Annotated in this window: 27 protein-coding genes and 1 pseudogene; 11 read left to right on the top strand and 17 right to left on the bottom strand. The window is 70.6% G+C overall.

What is annotated here, in order from left to right; all coding sequences use genetic code 11:
* Positions 1–2: 2 nt before the first annotated feature.
* Positions 3–887: a MaoC/PaaZ C-terminal domain-containing protein gene (locus ACIQRW_RS33570; protein WP_403767781.1), complete on the top strand. Its 885-nt coding sequence runs from the start codon at positions 3–5 to the stop codon at positions 885–887.
* Here ACIQRW_RS33570 and ACIQRW_RS33565 read toward each other — a convergent pair.
* Positions 884–1,528: a TetR/AcrR family transcriptional regulator gene (locus tag ACIQRW_RS33565; protein WP_403767779.1), complete on the bottom strand. Its 645-nt coding sequence runs from the start codon at positions 1,526–1,528 to the stop codon at positions 884–886. The genes ACIQRW_RS33570 and ACIQRW_RS33565 overlap by 4 nt on opposite strands.
* Before the next feature lie 276 nt (positions 1,529–1,804).
* On the opposite strand from ACIQRW_RS33565, the gene ACIQRW_RS33560 reads away from it, so the two are divergent.
* Both ACIQRW_RS33560 and ACIQRW_RS33555 read left to right on the top strand, forming a co-directional pair.
* Entirely contained in the window at positions 1,805–3,460 is a 1,656-nt protein-coding gene (locus ACIQRW_RS33560; protein ID WP_403767777.1) for an IS200/IS605 family accessory protein TnpB-related protein, read from the top strand.
* A gap of 5 nt (positions 3,461–3,465) precedes the next feature.
* Positions 3,466–3,843 (top strand): annotated as a pseudogene (locus tag ACIQRW_RS33555) (alpha/beta hydrolase); the annotation flags it as partial.
* 85 nt (positions 3,844–3,928) lie between these two features.
* On the opposite strand, the gene ACIQRW_RS33550 reads toward ACIQRW_RS33555, so the two are convergent.
* From ACIQRW_RS33550 to ACIQRW_RS33530, 5 genes are all read right to left on the bottom strand, one after another.
* Positions 3,929–5,314, bottom strand: a complete 1,386-nt coding sequence (locus ACIQRW_RS33550; RefSeq protein ID WP_403767775.1) for a dicarboxylate/amino acid:cation symporter — start codon at positions 5,312–5,314, stop codon at positions 3,929–3,931.
* Between the two features lie 445 nt (positions 5,315–5,759).
* Positions 5,760–6,053 carry a DUF4229 domain-containing protein gene (locus ACIQRW_RS33545; protein ID WP_215106163.1) on the bottom strand — a complete coding sequence of 98 codons (294 nt, stop codon included), beginning with the start codon at positions 6,051–6,053 and terminating at the stop codon, positions 5,760–5,762.
* A 127-nt stretch (positions 6,054–6,180) separates the two neighbouring features.
* Positions 6,181–6,702, bottom strand: a complete 522-nt coding sequence (locus tag ACIQRW_RS33540) for a GNAT family N-acetyltransferase (protein WP_403767772.1) — start codon at positions 6,700–6,702, stop codon at positions 6,181–6,183.
* 117 nt (positions 6,703–6,819) lie between these two features.
* On the bottom strand, positions 6,820–7,983 hold the full coding sequence (gene mqnE / locus ACIQRW_RS33535; RefSeq protein WP_265603948.1) for an aminofutalosine synthase MqnE: 1,164 nt from the start codon (positions 7,981–7,983) through the stop codon (positions 6,820–6,822).
* A 49-nt stretch (positions 7,984–8,032) separates the two neighbouring features.
* Positions 8,033–8,488, bottom strand: coding sequence for an Lrp/AsnC family transcriptional regulator (locus ACIQRW_RS33530; protein ID WP_018961621.1), 456 nt, complete (start codon positions 8,486–8,488; stop codon positions 8,033–8,035).
* 121 nt (positions 8,489–8,609) lie between these two features.
* Between ACIQRW_RS33530 and ACIQRW_RS33525 the strand changes: the two genes are divergently transcribed.
* Positions 8,610–8,756, top strand: coding sequence for a hypothetical protein (locus ACIQRW_RS33525; RefSeq protein WP_007460445.1), 147 nt, complete (start codon positions 8,610–8,612; stop codon positions 8,754–8,756).
* Positions 8,757–8,778: 22 nt separating this feature from the next.
* On the opposite strand, the gene ACIQRW_RS33520 is transcribed toward ACIQRW_RS33525, so the two are convergent.
* Positions 8,779–9,465 (bottom strand): UbiX family flavin prenyltransferase, encoded by a 687-nt coding sequence (locus ACIQRW_RS33520; protein ID WP_403767768.1) that lies wholly within the window; start codon positions 9,463–9,465, stop codon positions 8,779–8,781.
* 120 nt (positions 9,466–9,585) lie between these two features.
* Here ACIQRW_RS33520 and ACIQRW_RS33515 point away from each other — a divergent pair, with 120 nt between their 5' ends.
* Entirely contained in the window at positions 9,586–10,212 is a 627-nt protein-coding gene (locus ACIQRW_RS33515) for a rhomboid family intramembrane serine protease (RefSeq protein WP_403768084.1), read from the top strand.
* 6 nt (positions 10,213–10,218) lie between these two features.
* Here ACIQRW_RS33515 and mqnP read toward each other — a convergent pair whose 3' ends face one another.
* On the bottom strand, positions 10,219–11,139 hold the full coding sequence (gene mqnP / locus ACIQRW_RS33510; RefSeq protein WP_403767765.1) for a menaquinone biosynthesis prenyltransferase MqnP: 921 nt from the start codon (positions 11,137–11,139) through the stop codon (positions 10,219–10,221).
* Positions 11,136–12,593, bottom strand: coding sequence for a menaquinone biosynthesis decarboxylase (locus ACIQRW_RS33505; RefSeq protein WP_403767762.1), 1,458 nt, complete (start codon positions 12,591–12,593; stop codon positions 11,136–11,138). Before ACIQRW_RS33505 ends, mqnP begins: the two co-directional genes overlap by 4 nt.
* 207 nt (positions 12,594–12,800) lie before the next feature.
* On the opposite strand from ACIQRW_RS33505, the gene ACIQRW_RS33500 reads away from it, so the two are divergent.
* Both ACIQRW_RS33500 and ACIQRW_RS33495 read left to right on the top strand, forming a co-directional pair.
* Positions 12,801–13,157, top strand: a complete 357-nt coding sequence (locus tag ACIQRW_RS33500) for a PLD nuclease N-terminal domain-containing protein (RefSeq protein WP_403768081.1) — start codon at positions 12,801–12,803, stop codon at positions 13,155–13,157.
* Positions 13,158–13,292: 135 nt separating this feature from the next.
* Positions 13,293–14,606: an aldehyde dehydrogenase family protein gene (locus ACIQRW_RS33495; protein WP_403767759.1), complete on the top strand. Its 1,314-nt coding sequence runs from the start codon at positions 13,293–13,295 to the stop codon at positions 14,604–14,606.
* Between the two features lie 62 nt (positions 14,607–14,668).
* Here ACIQRW_RS33495 and ccsB read toward each other — a convergent pair whose 3' ends face one another.
* The 7 genes from ccsB to hemL all read right to left on the bottom strand — a co-directional run bounded on the left by ccsB (position 14,669) and on the right by hemL (position 22,844).
* Entirely contained in the window at positions 14,669–15,754 is a 1,086-nt protein-coding gene (gene ccsB / locus ACIQRW_RS33490; RefSeq protein ID WP_403767756.1) for a c-type cytochrome biogenesis protein CcsB, read from the bottom strand.
* Entirely contained in the window at positions 15,751–17,571 is a 1,821-nt protein-coding gene (locus ACIQRW_RS33485; protein WP_403767753.1) for a cytochrome c biogenesis protein ResB, read from the bottom strand. Before ACIQRW_RS33485 ends, ccsB begins: the two co-directional genes overlap by 4 nt.
* Positions 17,572–17,575: 4 nt before the next feature.
* Positions 17,576–18,298, bottom strand: coding sequence for a cytochrome c biogenesis CcdA family protein (locus tag ACIQRW_RS33480; RefSeq protein WP_251145395.1), 723 nt, complete (start codon positions 18,296–18,298; stop codon positions 17,576–17,578).
* 64 nt (positions 18,299–18,362) lie between these two features.
* Positions 18,363–18,965 (bottom strand): TlpA family protein disulfide reductase, encoded by a 603-nt coding sequence (locus ACIQRW_RS33475; RefSeq protein WP_403767750.1) that lies wholly within the window; start codon positions 18,963–18,965, stop codon positions 18,363–18,365.
* Positions 18,966–19,032: 67 nt separating this feature from the next.
* On the bottom strand, positions 19,033–20,289 hold the full coding sequence (locus ACIQRW_RS33470) for a hypothetical protein (RefSeq protein WP_403767747.1): 1,257 nt from the start codon (positions 20,287–20,289) through the stop codon (positions 19,033–19,035).
* A gap of 558 nt (positions 20,290–20,847) precedes the next feature.
* Entirely contained in the window at positions 20,848–21,576 is a 729-nt protein-coding gene (locus ACIQRW_RS33465) for a histidine phosphatase family protein (protein WP_403767744.1), read from the bottom strand.
* Positions 21,573–22,844, bottom strand: a complete 1,272-nt coding sequence (gene hemL / locus ACIQRW_RS33460; RefSeq protein ID WP_403768078.1) for a glutamate-1-semialdehyde 2,1-aminomutase — start codon at positions 22,842–22,844, stop codon at positions 21,573–21,575. Before hemL ends, ACIQRW_RS33465 begins: the two co-directional genes overlap by 4 nt.
* A gap of 331 nt (positions 22,845–23,175) precedes the next feature.
* On the opposite strand from hemL, the gene ACIQRW_RS33455 reads away from it, so the two are divergent.
* On the top strand, positions 23,176–23,760 hold the full coding sequence (locus ACIQRW_RS33455) for a hypothetical protein (protein ID WP_073746161.1): 585 nt from the start codon (positions 23,176–23,178) through the stop codon (positions 23,758–23,760).
* Positions 23,761–23,944: 184 nt separating this feature from the next.
* Entirely contained in the window at positions 23,945–24,283 is a 339-nt protein-coding gene (locus ACIQRW_RS33450) for a hypothetical protein (RefSeq protein WP_403767741.1), read from the top strand.
* Here ACIQRW_RS33450 and ACIQRW_RS33445 read toward each other — a convergent pair.
* Entirely contained in the window at positions 24,189–24,791 is a 603-nt protein-coding gene (locus ACIQRW_RS33445) for a TIGR03086 family metal-binding protein (RefSeq protein ID WP_403767738.1), read from the bottom strand. The two genes, ACIQRW_RS33450 and ACIQRW_RS33445, sit on opposite strands and share 95 nt — an antisense overlap.
* Before the next feature lie 145 nt (positions 24,792–24,936).
* On the opposite strand from ACIQRW_RS33445, the gene ACIQRW_RS33440 reads away from it, so the two are divergent.
* Both ACIQRW_RS33440 and ACIQRW_RS33435 read left to right on the top strand, forming a co-directional pair.
* Positions 24,937–25,758 (top strand): DUF6597 domain-containing transcriptional factor, encoded by an 822-nt coding sequence (locus ACIQRW_RS33440; protein WP_403767736.1) that lies wholly within the window; start codon positions 24,937–24,939, stop codon positions 25,756–25,758.
* A 118-nt stretch (positions 25,759–25,876) separates the two neighbouring features.
* Positions 25,877–26,611, top strand: a complete 735-nt coding sequence (locus tag ACIQRW_RS33435; RefSeq protein ID WP_403767733.1) for a Mut7-C RNAse domain-containing protein — start codon at positions 25,877–25,879, stop codon at positions 26,609–26,611.
* Positions 26,612–26,701: the final 90 nt, after the last annotated feature.

The following is a 26,701-nucleotide window of genomic DNA, read 5'->3' as shown; positions in this document are numbered from 1 at the left end:
CGATGACCTCACTCAGCGCCTCACTCGCGCGCGGGGCCCTCGCCTCGCCGTTCAAGCGCGCCGGACGACCGGACGCCGCGCTGCCCCCCGGCCGCCTCACCCGCCCGGCCGCACCCGTCGCGCCCGGCCCCCTCGCCGCGTACGGGACGATCTGCGGGTACGCGGAGTCCGGGGCGCTGCCGCTCACGTACCCGCATGTGCTGGCCTTCCCGCTCACCATGCGGCTGATGACCGGGCGCGCCTTCCCGCTGCCGGTGCTCGGGCTCGTCCACACCTGGATCGAGATCACCCCGCACCGGGTCGTGGGGCCCGCTGAACCGCTCGAACTTTCGGTGTACGCGCAGGAGTTGACGCCGCACCGGCGGGGCACCGAGGTCACGATGACGACCGAGGCCCGGGTGGGCGGGGAGCTGGTGTGGGAGTCGCGCAGCGGCTATCTGTCCCGCCACCGGCAGGCCACGCCGGGCCGGGCGGCGGGGAGCCGCGCGACGCCGGACCGGGTGACAGCCGTACAAGGCCCCGTCACCGCCGTCCCACCGGCCGCCGACGCCCTGCCCGCCCGCGCCGAATGGCGGCTGCCCGGTGATCTGGGACGGCGGTACGGAGCCGTCTCCGGGGACCGCAACCCGATCCATCTGCACCCGCTGACCGCCCGGCTGTTCGGCTTCCCCCGGGCCATAGCGCACGGCATGTGGACGGTCGCCCGCTGCCTGGCCGAGGCCGGCGACCCGGCCCCGATCCGTTCCGTACGGGCCGGCTTCAAGGCCCCCGTCCTGCTGCCCGCCACCGTGACGTACGCGGCCGACGCCGCCGGGAACGCCTTCGAACTGCGCGGCCCCGACGGGCGCGTGCACCTCGTGGGGTCGGTGGGCCGAGAGGCTTCCTAGGCGGCCGGGGGCTGCCAGGGGCGGGCGTGCATCAGGTTCTCCAGGCCCGCCCAGGCGAAGTTCATGAGGGTCGCCGCAGCCTCCTTCGCCGAGACGTCCGGGGTGTCGTTGGCCCAGCCCGCCAGCGACTCCGCGGCCCCCACCAGCGCCTGCGCGAGCCCCGCCACATCCCGGTCCGCGAGTGCGGGGTCGCTGTGCGCCTCGCGGGCGGCGGCCCCGATCAGCCCCGTCACGAACGCGACGATCTCGTCCCGCATGCCCCCGAGCTCGCTGACGAACGGCTCCCCGTGCGAACGCGCCTGGCGGTGCAGGACCGACCAGCCGTCCGGGTTCTCGGCGGTGTGGAGGAAGAACGCCCGCAGCCCCGCCCACAGTTGGCCGTCGGCGGGCAGCCCCGGCTCCACCCCGGCCCGCACCGCCTCCAGCAGGGCGTTCGCCTCGCGCCGGATGCAGGCGGAGAACAGCTCCTCCTTGGAATTCAGATACAGGTAGACCAACGGCTTGGACACGCCCGCCAGCTCCGCGATCTCGTCCATCGAGGCGGCCCGGTAGCCGCGCTGCCCGAAGGTCCGCACCGCGGCGTCCATCATCTGCTGCTCGCGCACGGCGCGCGGCATCCGTTTGCTCTTCACTGCACCCACGTCCGGATCCTCCCCGCCCCCACTGCCCTGCTCCCGCCCCAGGGTACGGCGGCGCGCGGCCCGGCGTCGTGGCGAGCGATCACCGACGGCGGGGACGGCCCGATGCGACCGGCGGAGGAGAGGGGTCAAAAACTGCTGCTGGTTTGGTGTGCATGAATGGGTTGTAGCGTCCGGGAGTGGGTCCGGTGGCGGGACGGGTGAGGGCGAGAACAGGCGTTCTGGGGTCGAATGGGTGACCTTGGTGGTGGTTGCTCGTTGTGCTGAGTGACGGACTGTATGGCCTTGGGGTGGGGGTGTGTGGCGGTGGGGGGTGTGCGCGGGTTGGCGGGGCCGTTTGTGGTGCCGGGTCCTTCGGGGGTGGCGGTGCGGGACCGTCTCAAGCACCTCACCCCCGAGGACGAACGGGTGCTGCGGGCGGTCGGCGAGTACCAGGGTGTGCTCGCTTCCCGAGATCTGAAGGTTCGCTGCGCAGACGGCCTGGAGCATGGTGCTGATATCTGGGCTGCGCGTAAGCGGGGTCTGACGAAGGTGTCGTCGTCGCGGATCGCCGGGGCGCTCACGAAGGCCACCCATGATCAGTGGGCGCTGGCCCGGCGCTGCCAGGCCGCGCACATCCGGTCGCTGGAAGCCGGGATTCGGACACTGCACCACCGGCTGTCGCTACCGGTAGGAGCGAAGGGCACCCATCGTGCGGCGGGTGGCTACCGGTCCAAGGGAGAGTGGTTCCGTAAGTCCCGCCGACTGGCGGACCTGGAAGCACGGCACGCCACTGTGGTGAAGGACTGGCGTGCGGGTCGGGTGCGGGTCGTGCGGGGCGGCAAGCGGCTCCTCAATACCCGGCACCACCTAGCGGAGGCCGGGCTCACCGAAGAGCGGTGGCGTGGGCGGTGGGAGGCGGAACGCTGGTTCCTGGCGGCGGACGGTGAGTCGGGGAAGCGGTTCGGAAACGAGACGATCCGCGTCACCCCCACCGGCCAGGTCAGTATCAAACTGCCCGCCCCACTTGCGCACCTCGCCAACGCCAAGCACGGGCGCTACACCCTCGCCTCAGTGGTGGTGTTCGTGCACCGGGGTGTGGAGTGGGCCGACCGTATCGAAGGCAATCGGGCTGTCGCCTACCGGATTCACCTCGACACGGGCCGGGGCCGCTGGTATGTGACCGCGTCCTGGCAACGCCCTCTCGTGCAGGCCATCCCGTGGGAGGCCGCCCGGGCCGGGGGTGTGATCGGTGTCGACACCAACGCCGATCACTTCGCCGCCTACCGCCTGGACCAGTACGGCAACCCGGTCGGTGAACCGCACCGCTTCGCCTACGACCTCTCCGGCACCACATCGCACCGTGACGCGCAGATCCGCCACGCCCTGACCCGGCTCCTGCACTGGGCCAAACAGTGCGGTGTGGCTGCGATCGGTATCGAGGACCTCGACTTCAGCGCGGAGAAGACCCGGGAGAAGCACGGCCGCAGGAAACGCTTCCGGCAGCTGATCTCCGGCATCCCGACCGGGAAGCTCAAGGCCCGGCTGGTATCGATGGCCGCCGAACAAGGTCTGGCGATCGTCGCGGTCGATCCGGCCTACACCTCGATATGGGGTGGACAGCACTGGCAGAAGCCGCTGACCACACCCCGACGAAAGATGTCCCGTCACGATGCCGCCGGTATCGCGATCGGGAGACGCGCCCTCGGACACCCGATCCGGCGTCGGACGGCACCGCCCCCACACGACCGGAGAGATCGTGTCGGGCATCGGACCGCCCAGGCCGGGCAAGGTGCACGAGAGCGTGAGGGAACCCGCCCACCCGCCACGGAACACGCCCCCAGAGACGTGCCACCGAACGGGACGCGAAAGCGGCAACCCAGCGCACCCAAAACCGTTCGGGATGCGCCCAGAACACATGAATGGGTCCAACACCCACTCATGGACACTGGCTAGGAACGGTCAACATGGACGGCACGTTCTTCGACCCGGTCGCCGCCAGGGGGCTGGGCGGGCGGCCGTTCCTGATGCTGGGCACCGACCCCGGGCACGGTCCCGGCTCCGACACGTCCTGGGACGACGCCTGGGACCGGCTGGACGGCTGGAAGCGGTGGCTGACAGTGCGGGACTCCGGGCACTTCACCTTCACGGACACCCCGGAGATCGGTGAACAGCTCGGCATCGAGGACCCGGACGCGCCGCTCTCCGCCGCCCGCTCGACCACGATCACCCGGAGCTATGTGACGGCCTTCTTCGACCGGAGCCTGCGCGGCCGGCCGGCCCGGCTGCTGAACGGCCCGACCCCGGCCAACCCCGAGGTCCTCTTCCAGCGCCCCTGACCGCGCGCGGACACGACGGCGCCCCCGGCCCACGTACGAAGACGTGGGCCGGGGGCACTGACAGGACTGCCGGGGCCGAGAGGCGCTAGGCGGTGACGGGCACCGCGCTCTTGGGCTCCGCGTCGCGGACCTCGTCCTGGTCGCTGTCACCGAAGGAGTCGATCGGGGACGCCGAGGCCGAGTTGTACGCGTCGTGGTCGAGGATCTTCTCCCGGGCCGAGACGATCACCGGGACCAGCGCCTGGCCGGCCACGTTGGTGGCGGTGCGCATCATGTCCAGGATCGGGTCGATGGCCATCAGCAGGCCGACGCCCTCCAGCGGGAGGCCCAGCGTGGACAGGGTGAGGGTCAGCATGACCGTCGCGCCGGTGAGACCGGCGGTGGCCGCCGAGCCGATCACCGAGACGAAGGCGATCAGGAGGTAGTCGCCGATGCCCAGCTGCACATCGAAGATCTGCGCGATGAAGATCGCCGCCAGCGCCGGGTAGATCGCGGCGCAGCCGTCCATCTTCGTGGTCGCGCCGAACGGGACGGCGAAGGAGGCGTACTCCTTCGGAACGCCGAGGCGCTCGGTGACCTTCTGGGTGACCGGCATGGTGCCGACCGAGGAGCGGGAGACGAAGGCCAGCTGGATCGCGGGCCAGGCGCCCTTGAAGAACTGGAGCGGGCTGACCTTGGCGACGGTGGCCAGGAGCAGCGGGTAGACGCCGAACATCACCAGGGCGCAGCCGATGTAGACGTCGGCGGTGAAGGTCGCGTACTTGCCGATGAGGTCCCAGCCGTAGTCGGCGATGGCGTAGCCGATGAGGCCGACGGTGCCGATCGGGGCGAGGCGGATGACCCACCACAGGGCCTTCTGGAGCAGCTCCAGGATCGACTGGCTGAGGGTGAGGATCGGCTGGGCCTTGTCGCCGAGCTTGAGGGCGGCGATGCCGGCGACGGCGGCCATGAACACGATCTGGAGCACGTTCAGCTCGGTGAACGGCGTGATCACGTTGTCCGGGACGATGCCGGTCAGGAAGTCGATCCAGCTGCCCTTGGTCTCGGAGAGCGCGCCGTCCTTCGGCGTGAGGCCGGTGCCGGAGCCCGGGTTGGTGACCAGCCCGATCGCGAGGCCGATGGCGACCGCGATCAGCGAGGTGATCATGAACCAGAGCAGCGTGCGGGTCGCGAGCCGGGCGGCGTTGTTGACCTGGCGCAGGTTGGTGATCGACACGAGGATCGCGAAGAAGACCAGCGGGGCGACGGCCAGCTTCAGCAGCTGGACGAAGAGCGAGCCGATCTCGTCGAGGGTGGTGACGAGCCAGCCGAGGTCCTGGCTGCGGGCCAGCCAGCCGAGCAGCACACCCAGGACCAGACCGACGACGATCTGGGCCCAGAACGGGAACCTGGATATTCGGGGACGGGACCCGGAGCCGGAGCCGGTGGGCTCCTCGGCCTCGGGGGCGGCGGACGCGGGGTTCGCGGACACGGACACACTCCAACTGGGGACGCATCGGGACGCACGGAGGCAACCGTGCGGTCGTGCGGTGGAACGGGGACGGGGTCGCGGCGCCCGCGTCGGGGGCGGCGCCGCTGCATGATGCCGTATCAGACCTCGCGGCAACAGACCGCGGACATACAGCGGCAGAGATCGACATGCAGGCGCGCCACGAGCGGGATGCTCGCGGCATGACGGGGGCGCGCTGCTGTCTTCACGTCGAATACGTTAACACTTGAACTTTGGGAACCTCAAAGCCTTTCTTTGGCTTCCGAGCAGAGGTCCGCCGCGCGGGAATGGCTGGAAAGCGGCGTAAACCAGCGGAGAACGCCGCGGACCCCGGTGCTGGAGCCTGTTGGCTCCCGCCCGGGGTCCGGCGGAGAAGGGGTGCGCGCGGCGCGCGTGTGTGAGGAAGCTTACGTGGCGCCTACAGGCGTTACTGGACCGCATCCTCGCGGGTGCGGTTGGCGTCGAGGCGCGCCTTGGTGCGGTCGACGGTGGAGACGATCTGCTCGGACATCTCGTCGCGCTGCTTGCGCAGCAGCACGTAGCTGAGCGGGGCGGAGAGCAGGAGACCGAGGAGGATCACCCAGACGACGTTGGAGCCCCCGAGCCCTGCGGGCACCAGCCCGAAGTGGACGGCGACACCGGCGGCGAGGAAGCAGCCGACGAAGATCAACAGGCGCAACGCCGTGTAACGGATCAACGCGCTCGGCTTGGCAGCGGACACGGCTGGCCCTCTCTCTTCCCATGGACTCTCGACACGCTTCTGCCCGTCCAGTGAAGCATGGCCCGAATTCTCTCGGTTCAGGGGGTTGCCGGGGCCCGGCAGCACCGCACGATCCGCGCCCCGGGCCTCACAGCCGGAGCAGCATGACGATGTCGTCCCGGTCGTCGTCGGGGGCGACCCGGATCGCGTCCGGCACCCGGCCGACCTCCTTGTATCCGCAGGCGGCGTAGAAGCGGTCGGCGCCGGTGCCGCCCCGGCAGGTGAGGCGGATCGCCTCGATGCCCTCGACGGAGCGGGCGGCGTCGGCGGCGGCGGCCATGAGGTCGCGGCCGTACCCCTTGCCCTGGTGGCGGGGGTGGACCATGACGGTGTAGAGCCACAGCCAGTGCTTCATCAGCCGGTGGTCGTTGAGGGTGAGGAAGGCGGTGGCGGCGACGGCGCCCTCCTCGTCGCGGCCGACGAGCAGCCGGGCGCGGCCCTGCTCGATGGCCACGAGGTGTTTGAGCAGGTCGGGCCGGACCTCCTCGGCCGTGACGGGCGGAACGAAGCCGACGGCTCCGCCCGCGTTGGTGACATCGGCCCAGAGGGCGGTGATGCCGTCGCGCAGGGCGGGGGTGAACGAGGGATCCAGCTCGAAGGTAAGTGCCATAGTGGCAGAGTAACTATTACAGCCCGCATGGCTCAACTCTGTCCGAAACGCGAGAAAGCCCCGGCCGGGGACGGCGGCCGGGGCTTTCGTTCGGTGCGGGGTCGGACAGGACGGGCGTCAGACGCGCATCGGCTGCGGCGACTCGCGCCGGTCCGCCTCGGGACCCGGGTACTCGCGCAGGATCTCGTACCGGGTGTTCCGCTCGACCGGCCGGAAACCGGCGTCGCGGATCAGGTCCAGCAGATCCTCGCGGCCGAGCTTGTTCGGGGTTCCGAAGTCATCGGCATCGTGCGTGATCTTGTACTCGACGACCGAGCCGTCCATGTCGTCCGCGCCGTGCTGCAGCGCGAGCTGGGCGGTCTGCACACCGTGCATCACCCAGAACACCTTGACGTGCGGCACGTTGTCGAAGAGCAGCCGGGAGACCGCGAAGGTCTTCAGCGCCTCGGCGCCGGTCGCCATCGTGGTGCGGGCCTGGAGCTTGTTGCGGACCTTGCCGTCCTTCATGTCCACGAAGTCGTGCTGGTAGCGCAGCGGGATGAAGACCTGGAAGCCGCCGGTCTCGTCCTGCATCTCCCGCAGCCGCAGCACGTGGTCGACGCGGTGACGGGGCTCCTCGATGTGCCCGTACAGCATCGTCGCGGGGGTCTTGAGCCCCTTCTCGTGCGCGAGGCGGTGGATGCGCGACCAGTCCTCCCAGTGGGTGCGGTGGTCGACGATGTGCTGGCGGACCTCCCAGTCGAAGATCTCCGCGCCGCCGCCGGTCAGCGATTCGAGACCGGCCTCGATCAGCTCGTCGAGGATCTCGGAGGCCGAGAGGCCGGAGATCGTCTCGAAGTGGTGGATCTCCGTCGCCGTGAACGCCTTCAGCGCGACGTCCGGGAGGGCTTCCTTCAGCGCGCTGAGCGAGCGCGGGTAGTAGCGCCACGGCAGCGTCGGGTGGAGTCCGTTGACGATGTGCAGCTCGGTGAGGCTCTCGCCCTCCATCGCCTTGGCGAGGCGGACGGCCTCCTCGATGCGCATCGTGTACGCGTCCTTCTCGCCCGGCTTGCGCTGGAACGAGCAGTACGCGCACGAGGCAGTGCACACGTTGGTCATGTTGAGGTGCCGGTTGACGTTGAAGTGCACCACGTCGCCGTTCTTGCGCGTGCGCACCTCGTGCGCCAGCCCGCCCAGCCACGCCAGGTCGTCGGAGGCGTAGAGGGCGATCCCGTCCTCGCGGGTCAGCCGCTCGCCGGCCCGGACCTTCTCCTCCAGCTCGCGCTTGAGTCCCGCGTCCACTAGGGCGCCTCCCATATCTCCGTGTATCAGACTCCGACCAACCGTACGCCTACGCCTCTTCGGGGAGTTCTCCGACCCGGTTCTCCCACTTGGTGGAGAGCACGATCGTCGTACGCGTCCGGGAGACGCCCTTCGTACCGCTGAGGCGGCGGATCGTCTTCTCAAGACCGTCCACGTCGCCGACCCGGACCTTCAGCATGTACGAGTCGTCGCCCGCGATGAACCAGCAGTCCTCGATCTCCGCGAGGTCCTTCAGCCGCCGCGCCACGTCCTCGTGGTCGGCCGCGTCCGAGAGCGAGATCCCGATCAGCGCGGTCACGCCGAGCCCCAGCGACGCGGAGTCGACGGTGGCGCGGTAGCCGGTGATGACCCCGGCGGTTTCCAGCCGGTTGATGCGGTCGGTGACGCTGGGCCCGGAGAGCCCCACGAGCCGTCCCAGCTCGGCGTACGAGGCCCTGCCGTTCTCCCTGAGGGCCTGGATGAGCTGCCTGTCCACCGCGTCCATATGACTGAAACCTTCCATTGTTCAGCAGTACCGCGAGTTTACGTGTAGAATCTAAGGCATGTAGGGCTGAGGCCCTGCAAATCTTCTAGAACATCCAAGAAATGCTTTCGAATCTTCAGGAGTGAACTTCACCGTGTACACGATCGAGATGGCCTACGCCCGGATGCGCGAGCTGCAGGACCTGGCCAACCGCTCGCGTGCCCACCAGCCCGCCGCCGCGCACCGCGTCGACAAGACCCGCACCCCGCGCGCGCACAAGAAGCGCTGACCAGGACCTGACTGAACAGGACCTATCGGTCCTGAGGGTCTCGGGAACCGCCACCGAGCTCTCCTTCCCAACGGCGGTAGAGCCGGTGCGGCACGCCTCCCGCGTCCAGCACCCGCCCCGCGACGAAATCCACCAGATCCTGGATATGCGTCGCACCCGCGTAGAACGCCGGAGAGGCGGGCAGCACGATCGCGCCCGCCTCGTCCAGGGCCACCATCTGCTTCAGCGTCTGGCCGCTCAGCGGAGTCTCGCGCACCGCGACGACGAGCGGGCGGCGCTCCTTGAGCGTCACGCTCGCGGCCCGCTGGAGCAGATCCTTCGACAGACCGAGCGCCACTCCGGCCACACAGGCCGTCGAGGCCGGCACGATGAGCATCCCCTTCGCCGGGTACGACCCGGAGGACGGCCCGGCCGCCAGATCACCGGCGGGCCAATGACGTACGCGCTCCAGCGCCGCGTCCCCCACCGCGAACGCGTCCGGCTTCCCGTCGGCCCCCCGCTCCAGCCAGGCCCGCAGATCCTCCCGCCAGTGCCCGTCCCGGAACGCGATACCGGTCTCGTCCAGCAGCGTGAGCCGCGAGGCCCGGCTCACCACCAGGTCCACGCTCTCGCCCGCCGCCAGCAGCCCGCGCAGAACCGCGGCCGCGAACGGGGTACCCGAAGCACCGGACACCCCGACAATCCAAGGCCGCCGCTGCTGATCAGTCACTGAAGTCCTGGATTCCACACCTGCGAGCCTATCCGGCACGCCCTCGCGCCCGGCACCCGGAACCGGGCGGGCGCCGCAGACGTTCACCGAGTGACGGGCAACCGGGGGCAGGGGCAGACCATGGGCGACTACTGGACCACCGACCGCGCCACGGGCAACGGCACCACCGGCGGTGCGCGGGCCCTGACCGCCGGGCTCCTGATGGCGGGCTGGGTGGCCCTGCTCTGGATCCTCGAAGGGATCGACACCGCCACGGGCAACGCCCTGGACACCTACGGCATCAGCCCGCGCGAGGCGGCGGAGCTGCGGGACGTGGTGCCCGCCGCGTTCCTGCACAGCGGCTGGGAGCACCTGGCCTCCAACAGCGTCCCGCTGCTGGTCCTCGGCTTCATCGCCGCCCTCGCGGGGCTGCGCCGGTTCGCCGCCGTCGTCGTGACGATCATCCTGGTCAGCGGCCTCGGCGTCTGGCTGACCGCCCCGGCGAACACCATCACGCTCGGCGCGTCCGGCGTGGTCTTCGGGCTGCTCGGCTATCTGCTGGTCCGCGGCTTCGTGGACCGCCGCCCCTGGGACGTCCTCATAGGCGTCGGCGTCGCCGTGGTCTACGGCTCACTGCTGTGGGGCGTCCTGCCGACCGACACGAGCGTCAGCTGGCAGGGCCACCTGTTCGGGCTGGCCGGCGGCGTGGCGGCGGCCTTCCTCTTCCGCCGCCCGCGCCGCGCCCCGGACAACCTGGTCACGGTCTGAAGGACCTCACGGCGTCAGGCCGCGCACCAGCAGGTCGAGCAGCGCGCAGGCGAACAGCGCGATGCCGATGAAGCCGTTCACCGAGAAGAACGCCCGGTTCAGCCGGGACAGATCGTGCGGCCGCACCACCCGGTGCTCGTAGACGAACGCCACCGCGACGATCGCCATGCCGATCCAGTAGAAGACCTCGGCGTCCGTGGCAAGACCGAACCACACCAGCAGCCCGGTCGTGACCGTGTGGCACACCCGCGCGCCCCACAGCGCGGCCGGAATCCCGAAGCGCGCCGGAAAGGACAGCACCCCGTGGGCCCGGTCCGCCCGGACGTCCTGGCAGGCGAAGATCAGGTCGAAGCCGCCGATCCAGATCCCCACGGCGAGCCCGAGGATCACCGCGTCCCACGACCAGCTGCCGGTCACCGCGAGCCAGGCGCCGACCGGCCCGATGGCCTGCGCGAGTCCCAGGATGGCGTGCGGGAAGTTCGTGAACCGCTTGCCGTACGGATAGACCACCATCGGCACGACGGCCAGCGGCGCCAGCACCAGGCACAGCGGGTTGAGCAGGGCCGCCGCGCCCAGGAAGACGGCCAGCGCGACGAGCGCGCCGGTCCACGCGGACTTCACCGACACCGCGCCGGTCACCAGCTCACGGCCCGCGGTGCGCGGGTTCCGGGCGTCGATCTCCCGGTCGATGATCCGGTTGGCGGCCATCGCGAACGTCCGCAGCCCCACCATCGCCAGCGTGACGAGCAGCAGCGTGCCCCAATGGATGGTGCCGTCCAGCAGGAACATCGCGGTCAGCGCGGCGATGTACGCGAACGGCAGCGCGAAGACCGAGTGCTCGATCATCACGAGCCGCAGGAAGGCCTTCACCTTGCTGTCCGAGGGCGCGGGCCCGGGAACGGACGCCGCTTCCGCCGTACTGCTCACAGCCCGTATTCCTTCCAGCGACGGTCGACCTTCGCCGCCGTCTCCGGGTCGGAGACGACCATCTCCGGCCATCCGCCGTCCCGGGTGTAGCCCTCGGTGGGCAGCTTCCTCGTGGCGTCGATGCCCGCCTTGCCGCCCCAGAACTGCTGGTACGAGGCGTGGTCCAGGTGGTCGACCGGCCCTTCGGTGACCATGAGGTCGCGGGCGTAGTCGGTGTTGCCGAGCGCCCGCCAGGCGACCTCGTGCAGATCGTGGACGTCGCAGTCGGAGTCGACCACCACAATCAGCTTGGTCAGCGACATCATGTGCGCGCCCCAGATCGCGCTCATCACCTTCTGGGCGTGCTTCGGGTACTTCTTGTCGATCGAGACGATCGCGCAGTTGTGGAAACCGCCCGCCTCGGGGAGGTGGTAGTCCACGATGTCCGGCACGATGATCTTCAGCAGCGGCAGGAAGAAACGTTCCGTGGCCCGGCCCAGCGGCCCGTCCTCGGTCGGCGGGCGGCCCACCACGATGGACTGGAGCAGCGGCCGCTTGCGCATGGTGACGCAGTCGATGGTCAGTGCGGGGAACGGTTCCTGCGGGGTGTAGAAGCCTGTGTGGTCCCCGAACGGCCCCTCGGGGAGCATCTCGCCCGGCTCCAGCCAGCCCTCGATGACGACCTCCGCCTGCGCGGGGACCTGGAGCGGCACGGTCTTGCAGTCGACCATCTCGATCCGCTTGCCCTGGACGAACCCGGCGAAGAGGTACTCGTCGATGTCCCCGGGCAGCGGCGCGGTGGAGGCGTACGTCACGGCGGGCGGGCAGCCGAAGGCGATGGCGACGGGCAGCCGCTCACCGCGCCTCGCCGCGACCTGGTAGTGGTTGGCGCTGTCCTTGTGGATCTGCCAGTGCATCCCGATGGTGCGCTTGTCGTGCCGCTGGAGCCGGTAGAGGCCCAGGTTCCGGACGCCGTTCTCGGGGTGCTTGGTGTGGGTGAGGCCGAGGTTGAAGAAGGAGCCGCCGTCCTCGGGCCAGGTGAACAGCGCGGGCAGCTGGTCCAGGTCGACGTCGTCGCCGGTCAGCACCGTTTCCTGCACCGGCGCGTCGCCGGACTTCACCTTCTTCGGCGGCACGTGCACCATCGAGCCGAGCTTCCCGAAGGCCTCCCGCACCCCGACGAAGCCCTGGGGCAGCTCCGGCTTGACGAGTCCGCCGATCTTGTCGCTGATGTCGCTGTACGACTTCAGTCCGAGGGCCTTCAGGAGGCGCCGGTCGGTACCGAAGACGTTCATGGCCAGGGGCATCGAGGACCCCTTGACGTTCTCGAACAGCAGGGCGGGCCCGCCCGCCTTGTTGACCCGGTCGACGATCTCGCCGACCTCCAGGTGGGGGTCGACCTCGACCTTGACGCGCTTGAGATCACCATCGCGCTCAAGAGCCCGGAGCAGGGAGCGAAGATCGTCGTAAGCCATGCGGTCCAGTTTGTCATCCCCGCCCCCGCGGCCCCGCCGGGGCTCCCCCCGCGCCGCGCGCCGAAACGCCGCCGACCGTCCGCACACCCGCCCCGCGGGTCCGGCTCCGGGCCCCGGTTCCTTCATGCCGAGCCGGTACCCTGGCCGCGACACCGGGCTTCATTTCGCCCGCCGCCGCTTCCTGGGGGACGCACCATGAGAGCCCTGATGTTCATCGTCCCGCTGGCTCTGACGATCTACGCGTTCATCGACTGCCTGAACACCACGGAGGAGGACACCAAGCATCTGCCGAAGGTCGCCTGGGTCTTCATCATCCTGCTGTTCTGGATCGTCGGCCCGGTCGTGTGGCTCGCCGCCGGCAAGAAGCGCCACAACAGGGCCGGAGGCACGGGACCCGCGTCCTGGCAGCGGCGCGGGCGGCAGCAGTGGGTGGCCCCGGACGACAACCCGGACTTCCTCAAGTCGCTCAAGGACGACAAGGACGCCGAGGCCGAAGCCGAGGAGGAGCGGGGCCGCCGCGACGGCGGTACGGCCCCCGACGACAAGACCCCGCCCACGTCCTGACCGGGTATTCCGGCCCGCCGGGGTGATCTTTCCGACCGGCGCGGTGAGCACGTCGTGGGGGTGTCGTCGGCCATCCTCGGAGGGGTAGCAGCAGCGCGGGCCCGCCCGCGCGCCCACCCCTGAGGAGCCCCCCACATGTCCGAGACCCCCGCCGAACTCGTCGCCCGCCTCCGGGCCTCCTTCCGCACCGGCCGCACCAAGGACCTCGCCTGGCGCACGGACCAACTGGAGCGGCTGCGCTCCCTCCTCACCGAGCACGGCGACGATCTCGCGGACGCGCTACGCGCCGATCTCGGCAAGGGCCGCAAGGAGGCGTACCGCACCGAGATCGACTTCACGGTGCGGGAGATCGACCACACGCTGGAGCACCTGGCCGACTGGCTGCGCCCCGAGCCCGCCCCCGTACCGCCGCACCTCGCCCCCACGGGCGCCGAGGCCCGTTCCGTGCTGGAGCCGCTCGGCGTCGTCCTGGTCATCGCGCCGTGGAACTACCCGGTGCAACTGCTGCTCGCCCCGGTCGTCGGCGCGCTCGCGGCGGGGAACTGCGTGGTGGCCAAGCCCAGCGAGCTGGCGCCCGCGACCTCCGCCGCCGTGGCCCGGCTGCTGCCGCGGTATCTGGACCCCGAGGCGGTCGCGGTCGTCGAGGGCGCGGTCGAGGAGACGACGGCCCTGCTGGAGCAGCGCTTCGACCACATCTTCTACACCGGCAACGGCACGGTGGGCCGGATCGTGATGGCCGCCGCCGCGAAGCATCTGACGCCCGTCACCCTGGAGTTGGGCGGCAAGTCCCCGGCCTTCGTCGACCGGGGCACGGACCTGGCGGCGGTGGCCGCCCGGCTGGTCGCGGGGAAGTTCCTCAACGCCGGGCAAACCTGTGTGGCCCCCGACTACGTCCTGACCGACCCGGAGACCGCGCCGGCCCTCGCGGACGCGCTGGCGGGCGCGGTGGAGAAGCGGTTCGGCGCGGACCCGGCGGACCACCCCGAGTACGGGCGGATCGTGAACGAGCGTCACTTCGACCGGCTGACCGGGCTGCTGGACTCCGGGCGGACGGTGGCGGGAGGCGTCCACGACCGGGCGACGAAGTACATCGCCCCGACCGTGCTGGCCGACGTCGCCCCGGACGCGCCGGTGATGGGCGAGGAGATCTTCGGACCGATCCTGCCGCTGATCACGGTGGACGGCCTGGACGCGGCGATCGGCTTCATCAACGACCGGGACAAGCCGCTGGCGCTGTACGCGTTCACCGACTCCGACACCGTACGGGAGCGGCTGCTGGCGGAGACGTCCTCGGGGGCGGTCGGCATCGGCCTGCCGCTGGCCCATCTCACCGTCTCGGACCTGCCGTTCGGCGGGGTCGGCGAGAGCGGCATGGGCAGCTACCACGGCCCGTACTCCCTGGAGACGTTCAGCCACCGCAAGGCGGTCCTGGACACCCCGCTGGGCTGACGCGGCACATGCGGCGGCCCCGGACGGTTGTCCGCCCGGGGCCGCCGTGGTGGTGTGCCGGCTCAGACCCCCGCGTAGGAGTGCAGGCCGGAGACGAAGATGTTCACGCCGTAGTAGTTGAACAGCCAGCAGGCGAACGCGACGAGCGCCAGGTAGGCGGCCTTGCGGCCCTTCCAGCCGGCGGTGGCGCGGGCGTGCAGATAGGCGGCGTAGGCGACCCAGGTGATGAAGGACCAGACCTCCTTGGGGTCCCAGCCCCAGTACCGGCCCCAGGCGTCGCCCGCCCAGATCGCGCCGGCGATGATCGTGAACGTCCACAGCGGGAAGACGGCCGCGTTGATCCGGTACGAGAACTTGTCCAGCGAGGACGCCGAGGGCAGCCGCTCCATGACCGAGCTGGCGAACTTCCCGGGCGTGCCGCCGGAGGCGAGCTTGCTCTCGTAGCTGTCGCGGAAGAGGTAGAGGACCGTGCCGACCGCGCCGAGGTAGAAGACGGCGCCGCAGATGATCGCGGTCGAGACGTGGATCCACAGCCAGTACGAGTGCAGCGCGGGCACCAGCTGGTCACTGTCGGTGTAGAGCGTCGTGACCGCGATGCCAAGGTCCAGCAGGACGGTGGTGACCAGCGGGAGGCCGATCCAGCGGACGTTCTTCTTCAGTGCGAGCAGCACCAGGTAGGAGCCGACCGCCACCGTCGAGAAGGTGATGGAGAACTCGTACATGTTGGCCCAGGGGGCCCGCTGCACCGACAGGGCGCGGGTGGCGACGCCGCCGGCCTCGACGAGGAACGCCACCACGGTCAGCGAGACCGCGATCCGGCCCCACAGGTCGCCCTTGAACGTGCCGCCGGCCGCACCCGGGCCGTCGGGCACGTCACGCGTACCGGTGGCGGAACGGGTGATGACCTCGGGCCGGTCCAGCACGGCCGTGCCACCGGCACGCGCCTTCCCCCCGGTGGCGGCGGAGGCGGCGGCGCCCGCTCCGGAGGCGGACAGCGCGGCGGCGGTGCGGCCGACCTTGCTGCGGCTGCCGAGCACCCACTCCGCGATGTGAGCGAAGAAGGCCAGGGTGTAGACGGCCATCGACGAATAGATCAGCACATTGCTGGTGTTCGCCAGGCTCTCGTTGGTTGCGGCGGCGAGATTCACTTCTCAGCCCCTTCGGCAGGTGCTTCGGCAGGATGTACGGGCCGGCTCCCGGCCTCGTTCGTGGCATCGGTCGTGGCGCCGGTCGTGCCGGGCCCGTCCGGCGTGTCCGGTTTCTCCGGCGTGTCCGGGGCCTCCGCGGCGGCGGGGGCGACGGGCGCCGTGGTGACCAGAGCGGCCGACAGGTCGCCCAGTTCCTCGGGGAGCCTCGCGGACTCGCTGCGGCCCAGGCCCGCCATCTCCACGACCGTGACGCCGTCGGCGCCCCGGACCGCCCGCACCCACACGCGGCGGCGCTGGATGAACAGCGAGCCGGCTAGGCCGGCGATGGCGGCGACGGCTCCGCCGAGCGCCCAGCCGTTGCCCGGCTGCTGCGAGATCTGGAAGCTGGCCCACTCCTCGACCCCGTCGAAGGTGATGGATCCGGCGCCGTCGGGCAGGTCCAGCTTCTCGCCCGGCATCATCATCTTCTTGAGGAGCTCGCCGTCCTCGCCCTTGAACTCCTTCATCTTGGACGTGTCGAGCTGGTAGACGTTCTGCGCCAGCCCGGAGTCGACGCCCAGGGAGCCCTGGTAGGCGCTGAGCGCCAGCACGGGGAAGTCCAGGGCGGGGAACTGCGAGAACATCTGGCCCTTGCCCTCGCCGGCGAACGTCGGCACGAAGAAGGCCTTGAAGCCCAGCTGGGTCTTCTTGCCGTTCTTGTCCTTGTAGCCGTCCATCACCTTGATGGCGCCGGACGAGGTGATGTTGTTGTCGATCGGCAGCAGCGGGACCGCGGACCGCGAGACGACCTTCCCCTTGCCGTCCCGGACGGTGACGACGGGCGCGTAGCCGTGGGCGATCAGATAGACCTTGGTGCCGTCCACGACGAGCGGCTCGTTGACCTTGATGACGCCCCTGCGCTCCGCGCCCTCGGCCCCCTCGGTGTACGTCACCCGGGCCTCGAAGGTCCGCGGGGTGCCGCGCTGCGGGCCGCTCTTCTCGTACGTACCGACGAAGTCGTCGAGCACGAAGCTGAACGGCGCCAGCGAGTCGGAGTCGTAGAGCGAACCCGACTTGAAGTCGTCGTACTGGGTGAGCGTGTTGGAGAAGCCGTCGCCCTCGACGATCAGCTTGCCGCCCTCGGACTTGAAGAGCTGCCCGGAGGCGAAGGCCACCAGCATCACGATCAGGGCGATGTGGAAGGCCAGGTTCCCGGCCTCGCGGAGGTAGCCCTTCTCGGCGGCGACCGCGTCGCCCACCACGTGCGTCCGGAAGCGCCGCTTGCGCAGGACGGCGAGGGCCGCCTCACGGACCTCCTCGGGCTCGGCCCCGGTGCGCCAGGTGGTGTACGCGGGCAGCCGGGTCAGCCGTTTCGGCGCGCCCGGCGGGCGGCTGCGCAGCTGGCCCACGAACTGGCCGGTGCGCGGCACGATGCAGCCGATGAGCGAGACGAACAGCAGGATGTAGATCGCGGAGAACCACACCGAGCTGTAGACGTCGAAGAGCTGGAGCTTCTCGTAGATCGGGGTGAGGGTGGTGTGCTGGTCCTTGAAGGCCTGCACCTTCATGTCGTCGACGCTGGTCTGCGGGATCAGCGACCCCGGGATGGCCCCGAGGGAGAGCAGGAAGAGCAGGATCAGCGCCACCCGCATCGAGGTGAGCTGACGCCAGAACCAGCGCGCCCAGCCGATCACGCTCATCGCGGGTACGCCCGCCCCGGTGTCGGGGCGTTCCTCGCGCGGCGCGGTGGAGAGCCGTTCGCCCGCCGCGCCGTGGGCGGAGCCCTGGTCGCGCTCGGCCTCGCGCTGCCGCGTCTCCGTGCTGTTCGACTTGCTCATGAACTCAGATCCCTACAACGAAGCCGGTGGTCCAGCTCTGCATGTGCTGCATGAACGTGGCCCACACGCCGGTCAGCAGCAGGATCCCGGTCACGATCATCATGCCGCCGCCGATCCGCATCACCCACGCGTAGTGGCGCTTGACCCAGTCGAACGCGCCGAGCGCCTTGCGGAAGGCGACCGCGGCGAGGATGAACGGGACACCGAGACCGAGACAGTACGCGACGGTCAGTATCGCGCCGCGTCCGGCGGTGCCCTCGGTGAACGCCAGCGTGCTCACGGCCGCGAAGGTCGGCCCCATGCAGGGGGTCCAGCCGATCCCGAAGAGCGCGCCCAGCACCGGTGCGCCGGCCAGCCCGGTCACCGGCCGCTTGTGGAACCGGAACTCGCGCATCGTCACCCCCGGCAGGAGCCCCATGAAGAAGATCCCCATGAGGATCATCAGGACGCCGAGGATCTTGTTGAGCACCCCGGCGTGCGACTGGAGCTCCTGGCCGAAGTAGCCGAAGAGGGCCCCGCCGGAGACGAACACGGCGGTGAAGCCGAGCACGAAGAGGGCGGCCCCCGTGACGACCCGGCCCCGGCGCGCGTCGGCGAGGTCGGTACCGCTGACCCCGGTGACGTAGCTCAGATAGCCGGGCACGAGGGGGAGCACGCACGGGGAGAAGAACGAGATGAGGCCGGCCAGCAGGGCGATCGGCAGGGACACCAGGAGGGTCCCGGTCATGACGGTCTCGTTGTACGCGGCCAGCGTGACGGCCTCGTGGTGGGCGGCGAGCGGGATCACTGGATCACTTCTCCGCGATGATCGGGTCGATCATCTTGCGCAACTCGTCCGCGTCGAGCGCCTGGAGCGTGCGGGCCGCGATCTTCCCGTCCCGGTCGATGACCACGGTGGACGGGATGGCCTGCGGGTTCAGGGTGCCCTTGGGGAAGCGGAGGATGAGCTTGCCGATCGGGTCGTAGAAGCTCGGGTACTCGACCCCGTAGTCCTTCTCGAAGTTGATCGCCTTGTCCCGCTCGGGGTCCCGGGTGTTTATGCCGACGAACCGGACGCCCTGGTCCGCCGTCTCCTCGGAGACCTGCGCGAAGTACTTCGCCTCCAGTCGGCAGGGGCCGCACCAGGAGCCCCAGACGTTGAGCACGACGACGTTGCCCTTGTAGTCGGCGAGGTCGAGCGGCTTGCCGTCCAGACCCTCGCCGTCGAGCTTCGGCGCCGCCACCCGGTCGCCCTTCGCGACGGTGGAGATGCCCCCGCTGCCGGCGACGAAGTTGGTGTTGCCGCCGCCTCCGGCCTTACTGCCCCCGCCGCACGCGGACAGCGTCAGGGCACCGGCCACAGCGGTGGCGGCGAGCAGGGTGAAGCGGCGTCGGGACGCGCGGCCAAAGCTCATGTGAAAAGTTTCGCATGGCAGATTCCGGGCTTCCCCGCGCCCCCCTCGGTGCCCGTAAAGCCCCTTGTCAAGCCTGTTTAAAGAAGGAGTTCCAGCCGCCGGCGGGCGCCTGTCCGACGTCCAGCGTCCGGAGCTTGGCGAGCACGGCGGGATCCTGAACGTCGAGCCAGTCGACGTACTGCCGGAACGAGACGAGACGCACGTCGTCCTTGTCCGCCACCTTCTTGATCACTTCTTCCACGGCGTCCATATAGATACCGCCGTTCCACTCCTCGAAGTGGTTGCCGATGTAGAACGGCGCGCGATTCGACTCGTACGCGCGCTGGAAACCGGCGAGATACGCGCCGGTCGCCTGGGTGCGCCAGCCCGGATAACGCGAGGGCATGCCCTTCGTCGAATTCTGCGACTGATTGGCGAGGATGTTGTAGTCCATCGAGAGCACCTCGAAGGAGTGCCCGGGGAACGGCATCGCCTGCAGCGGCAGATCCCAGACGCCGCCGCGCTTCACGGGCCAGGTCTGACGGCCGCCCGGCGAGCTGGCGTCGTAGCGCCAGCCCAGTTTGCTCGCGGTCGGCAGGAGATTGTCCTGACCGAGCAGGCAGGGTGTGCGGCCGCCGATCAGTTCCTTGCGATAGTCGAACGGAAGCGGATCCTCGTTCTCCCAGCCGGTGTTCGTCCGCCATTCCGTGACGAAGGACACAGCCTGATTGATCTCGCTGTGCCATTGCGCGGGCGTCCAGCGCTCGACGGATCCGGAACCACCGCAGAAATGCCCGTTGAAGTGGGTGCCGATCTCATGGCCGTCCAGCCACGCCTGGCGCACGTACTTCAGTGTGTCCTTGACGTGATCGTCGGTGAGATAGCCGATGTCGGAGGCGCCGCGGGGGTTGTTCGGCGGACGGTAGAGGGATTTCTTCGACTCGGGCAGCAGATAGATGCCGGAGAGGAAGAACGTCATGGCCGCGTCGTGCTCCTTGGCCAGTTCGAGAAAGCGCGGGAAGAGCCCGTTGCCGACCTCGCCCGCACCGTCCCAGGAAAAGATCACGAACTGCGGCGGCTTCTGGCCGGGTTCGAGCGGGACGGGCGCCTGCGGCTGGTTGGGCTGTTTGCCGGTGTCGGCGGTCGAGCCGTCACCGATCAGCCGGACCTTGTTCTTCGGCGCGCCGTTTCCGCTGCCGCTGCCGCTGTTGCCGGTGTCGCCTTTGCCGCCCTGGCCGGACCCTCCGTCGCCGGAGGAGCCCGAGGCGCCACAGCCGGCGAGGCCGATCGCGGCTGCGGCGCCGAGCCCCGCCCCGAGCAGGCCCCTTCGATTGATGTCGCGCATACCGTCCCCATCTGCGGTCGTTTTATCTCAATCTCATACAAACTGCTGAAGGGTTAGATGGGGCGCGTAACACGTCGGTTCCGTGCATTTGGGGACTTTCTTTACGCTTTACCTTGCAGCCCGACCGACCGTCCGCCCGGCCCGGGCGCGACGTCCGTACGGCGCTCGCACGCGCTTACGAGCAGCCCTGATGGGGGACGCGGGAGTGGCCCTTCGCAGTTCTGCGGTCGGCCGACGGATCACCGACCGGTTTCGGGGTCACCGATCGGCGCCGACGGATCGGCTTCCCTGGATCGTCGAACTCATGCGCGGGTGGCTTCGAACTGCCGGGCGAGCCGGGCTGTCCGGGGGCCGGTGACCGGCCCGGGGGGGGCGGCGTCTTCCGCACGGGCCGCGTCACTCAGCGGCCGGCCTCACCGGGGTGGCGCGCTCAGCCGGTCTCCGGTCGGGCGTGGTCGTGTGTGTGGGGGGTGGGGTAGGTGGTGCGGAAAAGGGGACGGGACCGCCCGCCGCGGTGCGCGGCAGCCGGTCCCGTACGTCCCGTGGCGTGGCGTCGGACTACGCGCCGAACGCCTTGGACTGTCCCTTCGCGGCCTTCCCCTTCACCGGCTTGGCCCCGGCCAGCAGGTGCACGGGCACCAGGTCGCGGGCCGGCTCCGAGTAGCCGACCGAGACGATCCGGTCGCCCCGGTAGGTGAAGCTCGTCAGCGAGGCCAGCGTGCACTGCCGCTTGCGCGGGTCGTGCCACAGGCGGCGGCGCTCGACGAAGGAGCGCAGGATCCAGATCGGCAGCTGATGGCTGACGCAGACCGCCTCGTGGCCGCGCGCCGCGTCCCGGGCGGCGTCGAGCGCGCCCATCATCCGGACGACCTGCTCGATGTACGGCTCACCCCAGGACGGCTTGAACGGATTGGTGAGGTGCTTCCAGTTGTCCGGCTTGCGCAGCGCGCCGTCGCCGACGCCGAAGGTCTTGCCCTCGAAGACGTTGGCCGCCTCGATCAGCCGGGCGTCGGTGGCGAGGTTGAGGCCGTGCGCCTTGGCGACGGGGGCGGCCGTCTCCTGGGCGCGCTCCAGCGGGGAGGCCACGACATGGGTGATGTCGCGGTTCTCCAGATGCTCGGCGACCCGGTCGGCCATCTTCCGGCCCAGGTCGGAGAGGTGGTAGCCGGCACGGCGCCCGTAGAGCACGCCGTCCGGGTTGTGCACCTCACCGTGCCGGACCACGTGCACCACGGTCAGCTGCTCGTCGCGGTCGGCGCTCTCGCGGTCCGTGCTCTTCCCGCTCATGCGGTGGCCTCCGCCGCGGCACGGGCGGCGGCGGGCAGGGCGGCGGCGATGCGCTCGACCGCCCGCTCGTCGTGGGCCGTGGAGACGAACCAGGACTCGAACGCCGAGGGCGGCAGGTAGACGCCCCGCTCCAGCATCGCGTGGAAGAACGCGGTGAAGCGGAAGACGTCCTGCTTCTTGGCGTCGTCGTAGTCCCGGACGGGCTCGTCCGTGAAGAAGACGGAGAACATGTTGCTCGCGGCGGACACGGTGTGCGCGACGCCCTCCTTGGTGAGCGCGTCGCCCACCAGGGAGCGCAGCTCGGCGGAGACCGCGTCGATCTTCGCGTACGCCGCGTCGTCCAGCAGCCGCAGCTGGGCGAGCCCGGCGGCGGTGGCGACCGGGTTCCCGGAGAGGGTGCCCGCCTGGTAGACCGGGCCGGCCGGGGCCAGGTGCGCCATCACGTCGCCGCGACCGCCGAAGGCCGCTGCGGGGAAGCCGCCGCCCATCACCTTGCCGAAGGTCATCAGGTCGGGCCGGACGCCGTCGACGCCGTACCAGCCGGCCTTCGACGTACGGAAGCCCGTCATGACCTCGTCGGAGATGTACAGCGCGCCGTTCGCCGCGCACAGCTCCTTGAGGCCGGCGTTGAAGCCGTCCGCCGGCGGGACGACGCCCATGTTGCCGGGCGAGGCCTCGGTGATCACGCAGGCGATCTCGCCCGGGTGCGCGGCGAAGGCGGCGCGCACCGCGTCCAGGTCGTTGTACGGCAGCACGACGGTGTCCCCGGCCGTGGCGCCCGTGACTCCCGGGGTGTCGGGCAGCCCGAAGGTGGCCACGCCCGACCCGGCGGCGGCCAGCAGCGCGTCCACGTGCCCGTGGTAGCAGCCGGCGAACTTCACGATCTTGGCCCGGCCCGTGAAACCGCGGGCCAGCCGGATCGCCGACATCGTCGCCTCGGTGCCGGAGGAGACCAGGCGCACCTGCTCGACGGGCTCGATCCGCGCCACGATCTCCTCGGCGAGCGCGACCTCGCCCTCACCCGGCGTACCGAAGGAGGTGCCCCGGGAGACCGCCTCCTGGACGGCGGCGATGACCTCGGGGTGAGAGTGGCCGAGAATCATCGGCCCCCACGAGCAGACGAGGTCGACGTACTCACGGCCGTCGGCGTCGGTGAGGTACGGACCGGTGCCGGACACCATGAACCGGGGCGTACCGCCCACAGCCTGGAAGGCACGCACGGGAGAGTTCACGCCGCCGGGCGTCACGACGGACGCCCGGTCGAACAGCGACTGCGAAACTGGGGCTTCGTATGAATACGCCACTTTGGTCCTGATCTGCGATTCGGGTATCGGGAGGCCGGGCCGGGAAATCACTGACAATCTCGGCCACCGGTGAGCAGGGAGCGCGCTCCCCTCGTATCACGAAAGAGCGTCAGCCCCCTCGCGTCTGCGAAACTGGGGCGTCATAGGGAAAGCTCACACATGCCATGGTGTCAGAGGCACGGACGGTCTTGCGGGCAGGTGTTTCACCGCACGCCCGCGGGGGAGGTCACTGACACGATGATCGGGTTGCGCGGCGGGGGCTGTGTCTCCTAAGAAGTAGTCGGGTGGATGAGATATGCATCGCGGTGGCGGAGTGGGCGAGGGGACCGACGACCTGGGGCCCGAGCCTGCCCGGCGAGGGCGGCACCGGCGCAGGGCCGAGCGTGCTCAGAGCAGGGGCGCGGACAGCACGCCGCCCCCCGGGACCAGGAGCGGGGGCGGGATGGGGGTGACGTACAAGTACTTCGGCGCCCCGGACGGGGCCACCGCGGCACGCGTGCCCATCTCGATGCGCCCGGAGGAGCTCGGCGGTGACGAGCTGGGCATGGGCGGCATGTTCACCAAGATCAAGCCGGAGACCGTGGCCGCCATGGTCCTGACCGGGATCCAGGGCATACCCCTGCACAAGGTCCCCCCGCTCGAACTGGTCGTCCTCCACCCCGACTACGCCGTGGTCAAGCTGCCGATGACCGTCGTCGACCCGCTGCGCGGCGTCGGCGAGGAGTCGGTCGGCGCGGCGGCCTTCATCTGGTCCACGGTCCCCGACCGCGGCGGCCCGCGCGACGCCTTCAACGTCTACCAGCTGCTCCACGAGTGGCAGGACTTCTCCCACCGGCTGCACGACGCGGGGCACCAGGCGTACTGCCTGGTCTGGCCCTGACCCGGGGACGAGCGGAGTTCGAGCGGCCTCGTGCTCCGAACCCGGCTGCGCGCGGCGAGGTGGTGCGGTGCCCGCAGCCGGCCGGTTCGAGCCAAATGTGGTGAGGATTTGGCCGACAGCCGGTCTTCAGCCGACCCGCCGGGCACGCCGATGCACAGGACACCCGACCATCTGGAGGTCCGCCGTGGGCGACGTTCTGCTGGCCCTGTCCATCCCCGTGCTCGTCTTCGGCGGCGGCATCTACGCGGCCTGCGACTGCTGGTGGCGCCGTAGGCATCCGGCGCCCCCGTCCCCGTACACCCATCGGGCGGCCCGGCTCGCGGAGCAGGAGATGCTGCTCCTGGCCGAGGAGATCGTCGACGACGCGCACGCCGCCCTCGGCCCCCTCTACGACGCCCCGCGCCCCGCCGGACCGCCCCTGGGCAGCCTCAGCCCCCGGTCGTCCCGGGCTTCCCGGCCGTCCCGCCCGGACGCCACCCCGGATCGCGCCCCGTCACCGCCAGCAGCCGCTCGAAAGCGGTAGCCCCCTCCCCCACCGGGAACGGCTCACCGAACACCTTCATCTCCCGGGCCTGCGGAGCCATCGCCGCGAACCCCGGCCCCAGTTCGTCGAGCACGCGCTCCTCCGGCACGAAGTCCGCGCCCGTCGCCCGCGCCAGGTCCCAGGCGTGCACCGTCAGATCGCCGAGCACCATGAGACCCACCGTCCGGGCCGGCAGCCCCATCTGCCCGGTCGTGCCCTCCTCGACGCCCGGCACGCTCCACGCCTCCACCAGCCGGGCGGTCTCGTCACCGAACCTGCCCCGCCAGTCGCCCGCCACGAACTGCGGCTCCTGGCCGAAATCCACCTCCTCGCGGGCCGCGAGGGCCTGGAAGTTCACGACCACCTGGAACAGGTGGTTCACCAGCGCCCGTACGTCGTACTCGGCACAGGGCGTACCACCGCCCAGCTGCCCGTCGTCGATCCCCCGCACGACGGGCAGGGCCCGGTCCGCGGCGGCTTCCAGCAGTTCACCGATCGTCTGTGTCATGCCTCCACCCTGCGCCCGCACACCGCCGACGTCTTGAAGAAACACGACAGGCGTGCGGCGGACGCGGGACCAGGGCCTTTCGTTCGGATCGGGCCGGACCCCGCGAGCCCGTCCCGATCCGAACGCAAGGCCCTAAAATCGGGTCATGGCCGCCGGACCTCGCCGCGACACCCGGGGCATCGTCGACGCCCCGGACCTGTTCACACACGTGCGCTTCCGCCGCCGGGAGCCGGCCGCGGGGCTGCGCCCGTATCTGGAGCACTACTGGCTGATCGACTGGGACCTCACCGAGCCGTACGCCGCCCATGTGGTCCCGCACCCGTCGGTGAACCTGGTCTTCCAGCGGTACGAGGCCGGGGACGGCCCCCGGGAGCGGTCCGGGTACGCCGAGGTCGCGGGCGTCGACCCCGGGCTCTTCGCCCGGAAGCTGGCCGGGCGCGGCCGGGTCTGCGGGGTGCAGTTCCGGCCCGGCGGGTTCCGCCCGTTCGCACCCGGACGCCCGGTGTCCGCATGGACGAGGCTGCGGTCCGACGCGACCGGGGCGCTGCGGCTGCCGCCGCCCGTCCGGGGTGTCCTGGACCCGGACGACGAGGACGCGCGGGTCGCGGCGCTGGACGCCTTCCTGCTGGCCCTGGAGCCCCGCCCCGATCCGCAGGCGACGCTGGCGATGGCCGTCGTCGACCGGGTGCGCACGGACCGCACGGTGCTGCGGGTCGACCGGCTCGCCCGGGACGCCGGGCTCTCCGCCCGCTCCCTGCAACGGCTCTTCTCCGCGTACGTCGGCGTCGGCCCCAAGTGGGTCATCCTCCGCTACCGCATCCACGAGGCGCTGGAACGCGCCGGATCCGACCCGGCCGTCGACTGGGCGCGGCTCGCGGCGGACCTGGGCTACAGCGACCAGGCCCATCTGGTGCGGGACTTCACCGCGACCGTCGGCGTGCCCCCGACGGCGTTCGCCCCGCGTTGACGGCGGCCGGGCGCGGCTCCGCACGCACATCCACCCGCGCACCCGCACGCCCGTCCGGTCCGCGCACGCCCCGCCAAATCCCTGGCAGCCCGTCCCGCCCCGGTGGCATCCTGGCCGGGTGAACGGACCCGAGATCACCCTCGAAGTAGCCCCTGAACTGCGGCTCTTCGTCCCGCACGACCGTCGCGGCGGGCCCACGCCCCTCGTCACGGACGGCTCCTCGACCCTCGGCCATGTCGTCGAGTCCCTCGGCGTCCCGCTCACCGAGGCCGGAACGCTCCTGGTGAACGGCGCCCCGGTGGCCCGCTCGCATGTGCCCGGCCCCGGCGAACACGTCGACGTACGCGCCGTGGAACGCCCCCAGCAGGTCCCCGGCGCCCCCCTGCGCTTCCTCCTCGACGTCCATCTCGGGACGCTGGCCCGCCGCTTGCGGCTCCTGGGCGTCGACGCGGCGTACGAGAGCGAGGACATCGGCGACCCCGCCCTGGCCACCCTCTCCGCACGGGAGCGGCGCGTCCTGCTCTCCCGGGACCGCGGGCTGCTGCGCCGCCGCGAGATCTGGTCGGGCGCGTACGTCTACAGCGACCGCCCCGCGGAGCAGCTCCGCGACGTCCTCGGCCGCTTCGCCCCGGCCCTGGCCCCGTGGACCCGCTGCACCGCGTGCAACGGCACGCTGGCAGGGGCCGCGAAGGACTCCGTGAGCGGACTCCTCGAACACGGCACCCAGGAGGCGTACGACGTGTTCGCCCAGTGCACGGAGTGCTCCCGGGTGTACTGGCGCGGCGCCCATCACGGCCACCTGGAGACGATCGTGTCCGAGGCGATGGCCGAATTCGGGGGCGCGCCGGCCTAGGTCGTGTCCGCAAAGTCTCGTCTGGCCCGCGGCGTCTGGCACGCACTCTCGCGGCGTTGCCGAAATGCCCGAGTAGCTCCGCTACTAGGA

Origin of the sequence: Streptomyces sp. NPDC091287, assembly GCF_044768525.1 — a bacterium.
GTDB lineage: Bacteria > Actinomycetota > Actinomycetes > Streptomycetales > Streptomycetaceae > Streptomyces.
The sequence above is the reverse complement of the archived record's forward strand: the minus strand, read 5'-3'. Positions and strand labels throughout refer to the sequence as shown.